12 protein-coding genes and 4 tRNA genes are annotated in these 12,857 nt (G+C 71.2%); 10 read left to right on the top strand and 6 right to left on the bottom strand.

What is annotated here, in order from left to right; all coding sequences use genetic code 11:
- Nucleotides 1-34: 34 nt before the first annotated feature.
- From purL to purS, 3 genes are read right to left on the bottom strand one after another with little or no spacing between them, the layout of a single operon-like run.
- Nucleotides 35-2,284: a phosphoribosylformylglycinamidine synthase subunit PurL gene (gene purL / locus ACZ4WQ_RS25560; RefSeq protein WP_385346076.1), complete on the bottom strand. Its 2,250-nt coding sequence runs from the start codon at nucleotides 2,282-2,284 to the stop codon at nucleotides 35-37.
- Nucleotides 2,281-2,961, bottom strand: a complete 681-nt coding sequence (gene purQ / locus ACZ4WQ_RS25565) for a phosphoribosylformylglycinamidine synthase subunit PurQ (protein ID WP_468022450.1) — start codon at nucleotides 2,959-2,961, stop codon at nucleotides 2,281-2,283. The genes purL and purQ overlap by 4 nt, the downstream gene beginning before the upstream one ends.
- Nucleotides 2,958-3,245 carry a phosphoribosylformylglycinamidine synthase subunit PurS gene (gene purS, locus ACZ4WQ_RS25570; RefSeq protein ID WP_311729112.1) on the bottom strand — a complete coding sequence of 96 codons (288 nt, stop codon included), beginning with the start codon at nucleotides 3,243-3,245 and terminating at the stop codon, nucleotides 2,958-2,960. The genes purQ and purS overlap by 4 nt, the downstream gene beginning before the upstream one ends.
- Nucleotides 3,246-3,552: 307 nt before the next feature.
- On the opposite strand from purS, the gene ACZ4WQ_RS25575 reads away from it, so the two are divergent.
- The 8 genes from ACZ4WQ_RS25575 (at nucleotide 3,553) to ACZ4WQ_RS25610 (ending at nucleotide 8,231) form a co-directional block, all read left to right on the top strand.
- Nucleotides 3,553-3,870 carry a histone-like nucleoid-structuring protein Lsr2 gene (locus ACZ4WQ_RS25575; protein WP_311729113.1) on the top strand — a complete coding sequence of 106 codons (318 nt, stop codon included), beginning with the start codon at nucleotides 3,553-3,555 and terminating at the stop codon, nucleotides 3,868-3,870.
- Nucleotides 3,871-3,968: 98 nt separating this feature from the next.
- A tRNA-Gly gene (locus tag ACZ4WQ_RS25580) sits at nucleotides 3,969-4,040 on the top strand.
- A gap of 79 nt (nucleotides 4,041-4,119) precedes the next feature.
- A tRNA-Gly gene (locus ACZ4WQ_RS25585) sits at nucleotides 4,120-4,191 on the top strand.
- A gap of 78 nt (nucleotides 4,192-4,269) precedes the next feature.
- Nucleotides 4,270-4,342, top strand: a tRNA-Gly gene (locus ACZ4WQ_RS25590).
- Nucleotides 4,343-4,483: 141 nt separating this feature from the next.
- Nucleotides 4,484-5,449 (top strand): ABC transporter ATP-binding protein, encoded by a 966-nt coding sequence (locus ACZ4WQ_RS25595; RefSeq protein WP_311729114.1) that lies wholly within the window; start codon nucleotides 4,484-4,486, stop codon nucleotides 5,447-5,449.
- Nucleotides 5,446-6,267 carry an ABC transporter permease gene (locus tag ACZ4WQ_RS25600; protein ID WP_311729115.1) on the top strand — a complete coding sequence of 274 codons (822 nt, stop codon included), beginning with the start codon at nucleotides 5,446-5,448 and terminating at the stop codon, nucleotides 6,265-6,267. Before ACZ4WQ_RS25595 ends, ACZ4WQ_RS25600 begins: the two co-directional genes overlap by 4 nt.
- Before the next feature lie 84 nt (nucleotides 6,268-6,351).
- Nucleotides 6,352-7,614, top strand: a complete 1,263-nt coding sequence (locus tag ACZ4WQ_RS25605) for a sensor histidine kinase (RefSeq protein WP_468022451.1) — start codon at nucleotides 6,352-6,354, stop codon at nucleotides 7,612-7,614.
- Nucleotides 7,611-8,231 carry a response regulator transcription factor gene (locus ACZ4WQ_RS25610; protein WP_311729117.1) on the top strand — a complete coding sequence of 207 codons (621 nt, stop codon included), beginning with the start codon at nucleotides 7,611-7,613 and terminating at the stop codon, nucleotides 8,229-8,231. Before ACZ4WQ_RS25605 ends, ACZ4WQ_RS25610 begins: the two co-directional genes overlap by 4 nt.
- Nucleotides 8,232-8,448: 217 nt before the next feature.
- Here ACZ4WQ_RS25610 and ACZ4WQ_RS25615 read toward each other — a convergent pair whose 3' ends face one another.
- Nucleotides 8,449-9,153 carry an alpha/beta fold hydrolase gene (locus ACZ4WQ_RS25615; protein WP_398377380.1) on the bottom strand — a complete coding sequence of 235 codons (705 nt, stop codon included), beginning with the start codon at nucleotides 9,151-9,153 and terminating at the stop codon, nucleotides 8,449-8,451.
- Nucleotides 9,154-9,229: 76 nt separating this feature from the next.
- Between ACZ4WQ_RS25615 and ACZ4WQ_RS25620 the strand changes: the two genes are divergently transcribed.
- Entirely contained in the window at nucleotides 9,230-9,865 is a 636-nt protein-coding gene (locus ACZ4WQ_RS25620) for an alpha-ketoglutarate-dependent dioxygenase AlkB family protein (protein WP_398377382.1), read from the top strand.
- 72 nt (nucleotides 9,866-9,937) lie between these two features.
- Nucleotides 9,938-10,010: transfer RNA gene (locus ACZ4WQ_RS25625), tRNA-Gly, on the top strand.
- 59 nt (nucleotides 10,011-10,069) lie between these two features.
- Here ACZ4WQ_RS25625 and ACZ4WQ_RS25630 read toward each other — a convergent pair.
- The gene (locus tag ACZ4WQ_RS25630; protein WP_398377384.1) at nucleotides 10,070-10,990 is read right to left on the bottom strand and encodes a phosphoribosylaminoimidazolesuccinocarboxamide synthase; all 921 of its coding nucleotides are present in this window, start codon (nucleotides 10,988-10,990) and stop codon (nucleotides 10,070-10,072) included.
- A 274-nt stretch (nucleotides 10,991-11,264) separates the two neighbouring features.
- Nucleotides 11,265-12,836, bottom strand: a complete 1,572-nt coding sequence (locus tag ACZ4WQ_RS25635) for a N,N-dimethylformamidase beta subunit family domain-containing protein (RefSeq protein WP_398377385.1) — start codon at nucleotides 12,834-12,836, stop codon at nucleotides 11,265-11,267.
- Nucleotides 12,837-12,857 lie beyond the last annotated feature (21 nt).

The following is a 12,857-nucleotide window of genomic DNA, read 5'->3' on the forward strand; positions in this document are numbered from 1 at the left end:
GGAACGGGGTTTATCCCGTCATACGGGGCAGGCGTCAGGCGAGCAGACCCGGGATCGTCGCCTCGTGCGCCTCCTTGAGCTCCGCCAGCGGAATGCTGAACTGGCCCTGGACGTCGATCGCGTCCCCGTCCACGACACCGATCCGGGCCGCCGGAAGACCCCGCGCCCCGCACATGTCGTTGAAGCGGACCTCCTCGCTGCGCGGAACGGCCACCACGGCGCGGCCCGCCGACTCCGACAGCAGGAAGACGAAGGGGTCCACGCCGTCGGGCACCACGATGCGGGCGCCCTTGCCGCCGCGCAGACACGACTCGACGAGCGCCTGGATCAGACCGCCGTCGGACAGGTCGTGCGCCGCGTCCACCATGCCGTCGCGCGAGGCCGAGATCAGGATCTCGCCGAGCAGCCGCTCCCGCTCCAGGTCCACCTTCGGCGGCAGCCCGCCGAGGTGGTCATGGACCGTCTGCGACCAGGCCGAGCCGCCGAACTCCTCCTCGGTGTCACCGAGGAGGTACAGCAGATGGCCCTCGTCCGCGAACCCGACCGGGGTGCGGCGCGCCACATCGTCGATGACGCCGAGGACGGCGACCACCGGCGTCGGGTGGATGGCCACGTCCCCGGTCTGGTTGTAGAGGGAGACATTGCCGCCGGTGACCGGGGTGCCCAGGGTCAGACAGCCGTCGGCCAGGCCACGGGTGGCCTCCGCGAACTGCCACATGACCGCCGGGTCCTCGGGCGAGCCGAAGTTCAGGCAGTCGGAGATGGCGAGCGGCTTGGCGCCGGAGGCGGCGACATTGCGGTACGCCTCGGCGAGCGCCAGCTGCGCGCCCGCGTACGGGTCGAGCTTGGCGTAGCGGCCGTTGCCGTCCGTGGCGACCGCGACACCGAGGCCGGTCTCCTCGTCGATGCGGACCATGCCGGAGTCCTCGGGCTGGGCGAGGACGGTGTTGCCCTGGACGAAGCGGTCGTACTGGTCGGTGATCCACGACTTCGACGCCTGGTTCGGGGACGAGACGACCTTGAGGACCTGCTCGCGCAGCTCGGCGGGGGTCGCCGGGCGCGCCAGCTTGTTCGCGTCGTCGGCCTGAAGGGCGTCCTGCCACTCCGGGCGGGCGTACGGGCGCTCGTACACCGGGCCCTCGTGGGCGACGGTGCGCGGCGGGACGTCGACGATCTGCTCGCCGTGCCAGAAGATCTCCAGCCGCTCGCCCTCGGTGACCTCACCGATCACGGTGGCGATGACGTCCCACTTCTCGCAGATCTCCAGGAAGCGGTCGACCTTGCCCGGCTCGACGATCGCACACATGCGTTCCTGCGACTCGCTCATGAGGATCTCCTCGGGCGAGAGCGTCGCGTCGCGCAGCGGCACGGTGTCCAGCTCGACGCGCATGCCGCCGGAGCCGGCCGAGGCCAGCTCGCTGGTGGCGCAGGAGAGCCCGGCGCCGCCGAGGTCCTGGATGCCGGCGACCAGGTCTTCCCTGAAGATCTCCAGGGTGCACTCGATGAGCAGCTTCTCCTGGAAGGGGTCGCCGACCTGGACGGCGGGGCGCTTGGTCGGCTTGGTGTCATCGAACGTTTCGGAGGCGAGCACGGAGACGCCGCCGATGCCGTCGCCGCCGGTGCGGGCGCCGTAGAGGATGACCTTGTTGCCCGTGCCGGAAGCCTTGGCGAGGTGGATGTCCTCGTGCTTCATGACACCCACGCAGAGCGCGTTGACCAGCGGGTTGCCCTGGTAGCAGGGGTCGAAGACGACCTCGCCGCCGATATTGGGCAGGCCCAGGCAGTTGCCGTAGCCGCCGATGCCCGCGACCACGCCGGGCAGCACCCGCTTGGTGTCGGGGTGGTCGGCGGCGCCGAAGCGCAGCGGGTCCATCACGGCGACCGGGCGGGCGCCCATGGCGAGGATGTCGCGGACGATGCCGCCCACGCCGGTGGCCGCGCCCTGGTACGGCTCGATGTAGGAGGGGTGGTTGTGCGACTCGACCTTGAAGGTGACCGCGTAGCCCTGGCCGACGTCGACCACGCCCGCGTTCTCGCCGATGCCGACGAGCAGCGCGTCGGAGGCCGGAGCCTTGTCGCCGAACTGCCGCAGATGGACCTTGCTCGACTTGTACGAGCAGTGCTCGGACCACATGACGGAGTACATGGCCAGCTCGGCGCCGGTCGGGCGGCGGTCGAGGATGGCGCGGATGCGCTCGTACTCGTCCTGCTTGAGGCCGAGCTCGGCCCAGGGCTGCTGGACGTCGGGCGTCTGCTCCGCGTGCTTGACGGTGTCCAGAGTCATGCGTCAACCAGGTTCTTGAGGATCGAGGTGAAGAATCCGAGCCCGTCGATGCCGCCGGTACCGACCAACGGCTCGACGGCGTGCTCGGGGTGCGGCATGAGGCCGACGACATTGCCCGCCTCGTTGGTGATGCCGGCGATGTCGCGCAGCGAGCCATTCGGATTGAAGCCCTCATAGCGGAAGGCGACACGGCCCTCTGCTTCGAGTTCGTCCAGAACCCGCTCGTCGGCCACATAGCGGCCATCGATGTTCTTGAGCGGGATGTTGATCTCCTGGCCCTGCTCGTAGGAGCGGGTCCAGGCGGTGTCGGCGTTTTCCACTCGCAACTTCTGATCACGGCAGATGAAGTGCAGATGGTTGTTCCGCAGCATCGCGCCGGGCAGAAGATGAGTCTCGGTGAGAACCTGGAAGCCATTGCAGATGCCAAGTACGGGCATGCCCGCCTTCGCCTGCTCGATCACCGACTCCATTACCGGGGAGAAGCGGGAGATCGCTCCGGCCCGCAGATAGTCGCCATAGGAGAAGCCCCCGGGCAGCACGACCGCGTCGACCTGCTTGAGGTCCTTGTCGCGGTGCCACAGCGGCACGGCCTCCAGCCCGGCGACGCGGACGGCGCGCTGGGTGTCGCGGTCGTCGAGCGTGCCGGGGAAGGTGATGACTCCGACGCGTACGGTCACGACTCCGCCTTCGCGGCGAGCGCGGCCTGATCGGCCTGATCGGCCTCGATCCGCACGTCGAAGTCCTCGATCACGGTGTTGGCAAGGAAGGTTTCCGCGATCTCGCGGATACGGGCGAGGGCGGCGTCATCGACCGGGCCCTCCACCTCGAGTTCAAAGCGCTTGCCCTGACGGACGTCGGCGATCCCCTCGAAACCGAGACGGGGCAGCGCGCGCTGCACCGCCTGTCCCTGGGGGTCGAGGATCTCCGGCTTGAGCATGACGTCGACTACGACGCGTGCCACTGGCACTCCCGGTGGTGTGGTGCTGGTGCGTAAGGCGGTCCGCCAAGCCTACCTCGATCGAAAATCTACGCGGGTAGATTAGGTTGGCCTTCCGTCACGTTTAAGCATCGGCAGGTGCATCCGCTGGGGAAAGTTCCAGGAAAAACGTATGGTCCCGATTGCGACGTGACACGCGGGCAGAATTAGCGGGGCTTCACAATGCAATGCTCGCCGCTGTACAAATGAAAAAGCATTGTTCACTAACAACAGGACAGCTGCCATCTTTGCACGTCAACGCATCGATGCAGCCCGAAAGGACCGATATCCCGTGGCGCAGCGCGTAGTAGTCACGCTCTCCGACGACCTCGACGGCGGTCAGGCGGAGGAGACGGTCTCGTTCGGACTCGACGGCAAGGGGTACGAGATCGACCTCAACGCTGCCAATGCGACGAAACTCCGCGGCCTTCTCGAGCCCTACGTGGAAGCGGGCCGCAAGCGGTCCCGCTCCGGCAAGGCCTACCGCCGCACCTCCGTCGCCCCCGACCCGGCCGCCGTCCGCGCCTGGGCGCGGTCGCACGGCATGGAGGTCCCGCCGCGCGGCCGGATCCCCAAGAAGGTCTACGAGGCCTTCAACGCGTCGAACTGAGCAAGCCCCCGCACCGAGTTGCACACCCACCCTGGTGATCCGCTAGAGTCTGGATCACGCCGAGGGGCGAGGCCGAAAGGCAAAACCCCGAGGAACGCGCGGGTGTAGCTCAGTAGTAGAGCGCCCTCTTTCCAAGAGGGAGGCGCAGTGTGCAATCCCTGTCACCCGCTCTCATCGCTCGACCGAACCACTCCAGTGGATCAGGTAGAGTGATGGACACGCCGATCGGCGGAAGTTGATCGGAGTCACGCGGGTGTAGCTCAGTAGTAGAGCGCCCCCTTTCCAAGGGGGAGGCGCAGTGTGCAATCCCTGTCACCCGCTCTCATCATCTGCTCGACCACTCCGGTGGATCAGGTAGAGTGGTGGTCGCGCCGGTTGGTGAAAGCCAGTCGGATGCATGCGGACGTGGCTCAGTTGGTAGAGCATCACCTTGCCAAGGTGAGGGTCGCGAGTTCGAATCTCGTCGTCCGCTCAATGACCCTGAGGCGCCGGTCGAATTGACCGGCGCCTCAGGGCTTTTGTGGTCTTGAGAGATTGCTCTGCTGACATTTGTCATCCGAGCTCATGACAGCCCGCACTACCCGCGCCCCGAGGACGGCGGAAGCCTGGAGACATGGATCTCGGGGACAACGCGATAGACGTCACAGAACTACGGCGCAGGTACGGCACCTCTTCGGCCCAGGGCTTCGAAGCCGTGCGGGGCGTCTCCTTCTCGGTCGAGCACGGCGAACTGTTCGCCCTGCTGGGCACCAACGGCGCCGGCAAGACCTCCACCGTCGAACTGCTGGAGGGGCTGGCCGCCCCGACCGGCGGCCGGGTGCGAGTGCTGGGCCACGACCCGTACCGCGAGCGGGGCCGGGTCCGGCCGCGGATCGGCGTGATGCTTCAGGAGGGGGGTTTCCCGTCCGAGCTGACCGTGAGCGAGACCGTACAGCTGTGGGCGGGGTGCACCAGCGGGGCGCGGCCGGTCGGCGAGGCCCTGGACCTGGTCGGTATGGTCCGGCGCCGGGACGTACGGGTCAAGATGCTCTCCGGAGGGGAGCGGCGCCGCCTGGACCTGGCGCTCGCGCTGCTCGGCCGCCCCGATGTGCTGTTCCTCGACGAGCCGACGACCGGCCTCGACGCGGAGAGCCGGCGCGACACCTGGGAGCTGGTGCGCGCCCTGCGCGACGAGGGCACCACCGTGCTGCTGACCACGCACTACCTGGAGGAGGCCGAGGAGCTGGCCGACCGGCTCGCGATCATGCACCAGGGGCGGATCGTCACCTCCGGGCGGGTCGCGGACATCGTGGCCGAGCGGCCCTCGCACCTCTCCTTCACCCTCCCGGCCCCGCTCTCCGCCGCCGACCTGCCCTCGCTCGCCCAGCTCGGCGCCACCGACCGCGAGACGGACGGGCGGACGGTGCGGCTGCGCACCCGCGACCTCCAGCGCACGGCCACCGAGGCGCTGATGTGGGCGCGGCACAAGGGGCTCGAACTCGGCGGGCTCGACGCGCGGTCGGCCTCGCTGGAAGAGGCGTTCCTGCATATCGCCCAGGGCCTGGAGAAGACGGAGACGGCGAAGGGGAACGCCCGATGACCACGACGCACACCACGACACACACCACCACCGGCGCCACGAAGACCGCCGCCCGCACGACCGCGCGCGCCCGCGTCACCTCACTCGCGCGGGCCGAACTGACGCTGCTCATACGGAACAAGGCCGCGCTGACCTACGCCCTGCTGCTGCCCGGCTCGCTCACCCTCAGCATGACCACCTTCACCAGCGATATCGACCTCGACAAGGCCGGTCTGGACCTTCCCACGCTGGTCCTCCCGGGCTCGATCGGCCTGGCGCTGATCCTCGCCGTCTATATGAACCTCGTCGGCGTCTACGTCATCCGCCGCGAGGAGTTGGTCCTCAAGCGGCTGCGCACCGGTGAGCTGACCGATCCGGAGATCCTCGCCGGGGCGGCGCTCCCCGCCGTGCTGATGGGGCTGGTTCAGTGTGTGCTGATGGTCGCCGCGGTGGGCCCGGCGCTGGACGCGCCCGCGCCGAAGGCGCCGCATCTGGTCGTGCTCGGGGTGGCCGCCGGTCTGGCCCTGATGGCCACGCTGGCCGCCGCGACCGCGGCCTTCACCAAGACGGCGGAGTCCGCGCAGCTGACCCCCATGCCGGTGATGCTGGTGTCGATGCTGGCCTCGGGGCTGTTCGTACCGCTCGACATCATGCCGGACCGGGTGGCGGCGGTGTGCGAGTGGGCGCCGCTGACGCCGGTGGTCGCCCTCGTACGGGCGGGCTGGACCGGTGAGATGGGCCTCGGCGAGGCGCTGACGGCCCTGGCCACGGCGGCGGCCTGGACGGCCCTGGCAGGGTGGACCGTGCGCCGGCGGTTCCCGTGGGAGCCGCGGCGCTGACCGGTCGTGGCCCGTGATGGCCGAGGGGGAAGGACAGGATTGGTGATACGGCGATGGCGGCGGCGCAGCCGGCAGGTGGTGCGCGTGGAGCTGTTCACGCGCTGGACGCTGTACGCGCTGCCCTGGATCATGCTGCTCGCCATGGCGGGTCCGCTGCCCGACAGACTGCGGTCGGAGGCACCGGCGAACTGGCTGGCCTGGGGGCAGTTCGGCCTGGCGGTGGTCCAGAACGTGCTCGCGATTCCGCTGCTGCGGCGGGGGATCGAGCACCGGCGGGGCGAGCGCGCGGCGCCGCGGGGGCTGTTGGCGCTCGCCGGGGCGATGGTGGCGGCAGGGCAGTGCGCGGGGGTGGCGCTGCTGATCGTGGACGGGGCGTCGGAAGGCTCGGCGTTCATGTCGGCGGCGACGATGAACACGCTGCCGTTCTCCCTCTCGTGCCCCCTGCTGCTGTCCGTCCGCGCCTTCACCCTGGTGCACGCGGGAATCGCCGCGGCGACGCTCACGGCGCTGTCCGTCGCGCAGGCGAGCGTCTTCCTGTCGGTGTCCTCCCCCCTGGCGGTGCTCCTCATGGCCGCCCTGTCCGCGTTCTCGGTCCGCAGCTCGATATGGATCCTGGAAGTGATGTGGGAGCTGGACGCGAGCCGCGAGGTGCAGGCGCGGCTCGCGGTCGCGGAGGAGCGACTGCGGTTCGGCCGTGATCTGCACGATGTGATGGGCCGGAACCTGACGGTGATCGCGCTCAAGAGCGAGCTCGCGGTGCAACTGGCGCGGCGGGGGCGGCCCGAGGCCGCCGAGCAGATGGTGGAGGTGCAGCGGATCGCGCAGGAGTCCCAGGAGGAGATCCGGGACGTGGTGCGCGGCTACCGGAAGGCGGATCTCCAAGTGGAGCTGGCCGGAGCGCGATCGGTGTTGCGGGCGGCCCGCGTCGACTGCCACATCGACTACCGGATCCCGGACGACGGCGCGGACGCGGAGCTGCCGCCCGCGGTGCGGTCGGCGCTGGCGTGGGTGGTGCGCGAGGGCACGACCAACGTCCTGCGCCACGCGGAGGCGGCCCGCTGCACGGTGCGGGTCGGGATGGGGCGGACGACGGACGGGGGCCGTACGGCGGTGCTGGTCATGGAGAATGACGGGGTGCCTGAGGTGGAACCCCGCGTACCCGGTACGTCGGCGCCCGGTACCTCGGGCAACGGGCTGAAGGGGCTGCGGGAGCGGCTGGTGCCGCTGGGCGGCACGCTGTGGTCCGCGCCCGGGGAGGGCGGGACGTACCGGCTGCGGGCCGAACTCCCGTTGACGGAGCACGAGGAGCGCGAGGCGCGCGAGACGTCTGAAGGGGTCGGCGTATGAGCGGGGCTTCCGCGATCCGCGTGCTGCTCGCGGACGACGAGCATCTGATCCGGGGCGCCCTCGCCGCCCTGCTGTCCCTCGAAGAGGACCTGCTGGTCGTCGCGGAGGCCGCGTCCGGGCCCGAGGCGCTCGCGATGGCCCGGGCACACCGGCCCGACATCGCGGTGCTCGACCTCCAGATGCCCGGCGCGGACGGGGTGTCGGTGGCCGCCTCCCTGCGGTCCGAGCTGCCCGGCTGCCGGTCCATGATCGTGACCAGCCACGGCCGTCCGGGCCACCTCAAGCGGGCGCTGGAGGCGGGGGTACGGGCCTTTCTGCCCAAGACCGCGTCGGCGCAGCGGCTCGCGGAGATCATCCGCACGGTGCACGGCGGCAACCGGTACATCGACCCCGGCCTCGCGGCCGACGCGATCAGCGCGGGCGACTCCCCGCTGACCGCCCGCGAGGCGGAGCTGCTGGAACTGGCGGCGGACGGCGCGTCCATCGCGGAGATCGCCCAGCGGGCGGGGCTGTCGCAGGGCACGGTCCGCAACTACCTGTCCTCCGCCGCGTCCAAGATCCCCGCCGAAAACCGCCACGCGGCCGCACGCCTGGCGCGCGAGCGCGGCTGGATCTAGCGAGCGGCGGCCTCACGGGCTCGCGGCGACAGGGCTTTCTCCCCTACCCGCCCCTTCCCACAACCATGGGCTCCGCCCCTGGACCCCGAGGCCTGGACCCCGAGGCCTGGACCCCGAGGCCTGGACCCCGAGGCCTGGGGGCCGGGCCCACCACGCGGCGGAGCCGTAGATCGACTGGAGCCGGGGAGGAGCGGGCGGAAAGAGAGCCCGGGGCCCGCTAGCGCGCGGGCTCCGCCGACTCGCACAAGACGCCGGCCAGCTCCTGGGGCTGGGAGAGCATCGGCCAGTGGCCGGTGTTCATCTCGACCAGCCGCCAGCGCTCGCTCTTCAGCAGCTCGGCCACGTCGTCACTCGGCTGCGGCCAGTCGAGCAGGCACTTGATGTACGTCGCGGAGAGCTCGGTGAGCGGGCGGGACAGGTGGGCCGGTTCGGTCAGGGATGCGCCCGGGTGCGGGGTCGCGCGGTCGACGATGCGGGCGATCTGCTCGTCCGTGAGGCCCTGGCCGGCGAAGTCGTCCGCCGGGAGCGGCGCCCAGAAGCCGCCCGTCTCGGCGATCGAGGCCTCGATCGCCGCCCGCCCGTCCGCCCAGCCGGAGACGAACGACTCGCCGTCGGCCGGCACGTTGGAGTCGACGAAGACCACATGGGCCAGCCGGTCGCCGATCCGCTCGGCGGCCTGGCCGACCGGGATGCCGGCGTAGCTGTGCCCGACGAGGACGACATCACGCAGGTCGAGGCGTTCGACCTCGTCGACGATGTCCGCCACGTGGGTCTGCTGCCCGGCGGGCACCCCGCGCTTCTCGGCGACCCCGGACAGCGTCAGGGCATGGGCGCCGTGCCCCGCCGCCCGTAGCTCCGGGACCACCTCGTCCCACGCCCACGCCCCCAGCCACGCACCCGACACCAGCACGAATTCAGCCATGCGGGGAACGTAGCGCAGGAGTCGACGGCGCGCAGCTAATCGCACAGACATTCGGGTGGCCGGTTATCCTGGACGCATGCCCTCGTACCCCCGAGGCCTCCAGGGCTCGCTCTTCGACCAGGCCGACGACATCCGTCTCGGCCCGCTGGGCGATATGCGCAGGACGGCGCTCGGCGACGGGGCCTGGATCGATCTGCTGCCCGGATGGCTGAGCGGGGCGGACGCCCTGTTCGCGCACCTCGTCGACGAGGTGCCGTGGCGAGCGGAGCGGCGCCCTATGTACGACCAGGTCGTGGACGTACCGCGGCTGCTCGCGTTCTACGGCGCCGACGACCCGCTGCCGCACCCCGCCCTCGGCGAGGCACGGGCCGCGCTCTCCGCTCACTACGCCGCCGAGCTGGGCGAGCCGTTCACCACGGCCGGGCTCTGCTACTACCGGGACGGCCGGGACAGCGTGGCCTGGCACGGCGACCGGATCGGCCGGGGCGCCCGGGTGGACACGATGGTCGCCATCCTGTCCGTGGGCGCCCCCCGCGACCTCGTGCTGCGCCCGCGCCGCGGCGGGGCCACCGTGCGGCGGCCGCTCGGGCACGGCGACCTGATCGTGATGGGCGGCTCCTGCCAGCGGACCTGGGAGCACGCGATCCCCAAGAGCACCCGGGCCACGGGGCCGCGGATCAGCATCCAGTTCCGGCCGCACGACGTCGCCTGACGGCACGAGGTAGTTCCCTCGTCTCGGGTTTGGTTATAGTGGAGGCGCGCCGGACGGAATTCGTCCGCGCATGCGGACGTAGCTCAGTTGGTAGAGCGCAACCTTGCCAAGGTTGAGGTCGCGAGTTCGAGCCTCGTCGTCCGCTCTTGTGAGGAAGGCCCTGGCCACATCGGCCAGGGCCTTCGTCGTGCCGCCGCCCGGCCGTCAGGCCCAGCGGCTGCCGGTCAGGCGCTCGTACGCCTCCACGTACTTCGCCCGCGTCCGCTCCACGACCTCCGCCGGCAGCGGGGGCGGCGGCTGCTCGCCGCGGTGGTCCCAGTCGGAGGCCGGGGAGGTCAGCCAGTCACGGACGAACTGCTTGTCGAAGGAGGACTGCGGGCGCCCCGGCTGCCACTCGTCGGCGGGCCAGAAGCGGGAGGAGTCGGGGGTCAGCACCTCGTCGGCGAGGACCAGCTCATGCCCGTCCGCGCCGCCCTCGGCCAGGGCGTGGCCGAACTCGAACTTGGTGTCGGCGAGGATGATGCCCCGGTCGCGCGCGATGTCACGGCCCCGGTTGTAGACCGCGAGCGTGGCCTGGCGCAGTTGGGCGGCGGTCTCGGTGCCGACCCGGCGGGCGACCTCCTCGTACGACACGTTCTCGTCGTGCTCGCCGACCTCGGCCTTGGTGGCCGGGGTGAAGATCGGGGAGGGCAGCTCGGAGCCGTCGACCAGGCCCTCGGGGAGGGCGATCCCGCAGACCGTACGGTCCTCCCGGTACTCGGCCAAGCCCGAGCCGGTCAGATAGCCGCGGGCCACGCACTCCACCGGGAGCATGCTCAGCGACTGGCACACCAGGGTGCGGCCCGCCCAGTCGGCGGGGGCGCCCTCGGGGATCTCGGTGGCCAGGACGTGGTTGGGCACGAGGTCGGCCAGCTGGTCGAACCACCAGAGGGAGAGCTGGGTGAGGATCCTGCCCTTGTCGGGGATCTCGGTCGGCAGCACCCAGTCGTAGGCGGACATCCGGTCGCTGGCGACCATGACGAGGTCGCCCTTCTCGTTCCGGTAGAGATCGCGCACCTTGCCTGTGTGCAGGTGCACAAGGCCTGGCACCTCCACCGGCTCGGGCTTCTCCACGAATCCGGACACGGTTCCTCCTGGTGGGTTTGTCCAAGACCCCCACGATTCTGCCCCACGCCCCACCACGCGGCCGACGCGGGGCGCACCAGGCGTGGCCTGGGGCTTCGGCGGTGTCCGGCCAATCTTGACGCCTGCGGCGGGCTCCTCCCCCACCCCGCCCCTTCCCGACCCCTGTCGAGCCCCTGTCGAGCCCCTGTCGATATGCGGCTCCGCCGCGCGGGGCTCCGCCGCACATCGACACCGCGGGAAGGGGCGGGTAGGGGAAAAGATCCGTCGGACACCCCTAGGCGCGTTTGCAGATGCGGTCCAGGAGGTTGGCGGTGGCGCGCTGCACCCGGACGTCGGTGTGGCCGGGGCGGTCCAGGGCCGGGGTCCAGGCGAAGGTGCCGGACGCGAAGACCAGGGCGCCGCTGGGCGCGCGGTACAGGGAGGTGTCCTGGTGCCGGGTGACGCCCTCCGCGTCCCGGTACGGGGAGTGGGCGAGCAGGATCCGGCGCAGATGCCCGGGCAGGCTGGTGCGCGGGAAGTAGCGGTCGGCCTCGCCCGCGACCAGGCCGGGCAGTTCGTCGCCCTCGCCCGCGCCGGTCGCCTCCCACAGCCAGTGGCTCGTGTTCCGGACGATCAGCGGGGACGGCGTGGGCACCGGCCCCGCGTACTGGATGCCCAGCAGCTGCTGCTCGGGCGCGGTCTCCCGCCACTGCGCCGAGCGGCCGGGGCCGCGGCGCTTGTGGCAGGTCAGCAGGCGGTCCGGGCCGGAGGGCGACGGCGCGAGGCCGACCTGCCAGTACATGGTGTTGGCGGAGAGGAAGACCAGCGAGGTGCCGGCGTCGCGGGCCGCCTCGACGGCGCGCCGCAGCGGGGCCGACCAGTACTCGTCGTGGCCGGGGAAGACCAGCCCGCGGTAGCGGGCCGGGTCGACGCGGCCCGCGTGCAGATCGCGGGTCTCGGCGTAGGCGAGGTCGTAGCCCATCCGCTCGGCCCAGCGGATGAAGTCGTACGCGTGGCCCACGTGCAGCGGCAGCCCCGCGCCCGCGTACGGCCGGTCGAAGGAGACCGTGACCGCCGCCTGGGACTCGCCGAGCAGCCGGCCGCGGTCGTCCCACGCGTGGTAGAGGCTGGCGCCGCTCCGGCCGTCCTCCGGGTAGAGGTTGTACGCCTGCCAGGTGATGTCCGGGAGGACGAGCAGGAGGTCGGCGGGGTGGGGGTCGCGGACGGTGAAGGGGATGTGGTTGCGGTAGCCGTCGGCGGTGGTCAGCACGGCGACATACGCGCCGGGGTTCCAGTACGAGGGGATCTGGAGCCGCCAGGACAGCCACCAGTGGTGGCAGGAGACGGTGCGGTCGGCCGCGAGCGGGGGCGGTTGGACGATGCCGGACAGCCGGGGGCTGCTGGTCATCTTCGCGGCGCCGTCGCCGCCGTAGTGGCCTACGCGGTAGACGTCGACGCTGAACTGCTGGGGCGGGTCGACGGTGATCCGGAAGTCGATGGCCTCGCCGGGGGCGGCGGCGGAGGCGGAGGTGAAGCCCTTGATCTGGCGGTGTATGTCGTCGGCGGTGCGGGTGGAGGGGATATGGCCGGGGCCCGGGTCGGCCGCCTCGCCGGGGCCGACGCCGGCGCCGACGCCCGTCATCTCGAACGTCCGGGGGGTTCGGGTGGCCCCGGTGGCTCCCGTGGTGCCGAGGGCCCCCGTGGCCGGGTCGTGCTCCACGTACCAGGGAACCAGGCGGCCCGTCTCGCTGAAGTAGGTCTGCCTGCCCCGCAGCCAGGGCAGCGGGCCCTGGCCGAACGGATCCGTCACCGCGTGTGCGAGCGCTCCCGACTCCCAGCGCCGGACCGGTTCCGTGACGTCGTCCACGACTGGCTCCCCTCCCTGCCT

The sequence above is a fragment of the Streptomyces sp. NPDC028305 genome (assembly GCF_055569495.1).

Bases quoted from the DNA above. Each gene is read 5' to 3' on its own strand.
- purL (WP_385346076.1), bottom strand. From the start codon at position 2,284: ATGACTCTGGACACCGTCAAGCACGCGGAGCAGACGCCCGACGTCCAG.
- ACZ4WQ_RS25595 (WP_311729114.1), top strand. From the start codon at position 4,484: ATGGATCTCGGGGACAACGCGATAGACGTCACAGAACTACGGCGCAGG.
- ACZ4WQ_RS25600 (WP_311729115.1), top strand. From the start codon at position 5,446: ATGACCACGACGCACACCACGACACACACCACCACCGGCGCCACGAAG.
- ACZ4WQ_RS25610 (WP_311729117.1), top strand. From the start codon at position 7,611: ATGAGCGGGGCTTCCGCGATCCGCGTGCTGCTCGCGGACGACGAGCAT.
- ACZ4WQ_RS25615 (WP_398377380.1), bottom strand. From the start codon at position 9,153: ATGGCTGAATTCGTGCTGGTGTCGGGTGCGTGGCTGGGGGCGTGGGCG.
- ACZ4WQ_RS25620 (WP_398377382.1), top strand. From the start codon at position 9,230: ATGCCCTCGTACCCCCGAGGCCTCCAGGGCTCGCTCTTCGACCAGGCC.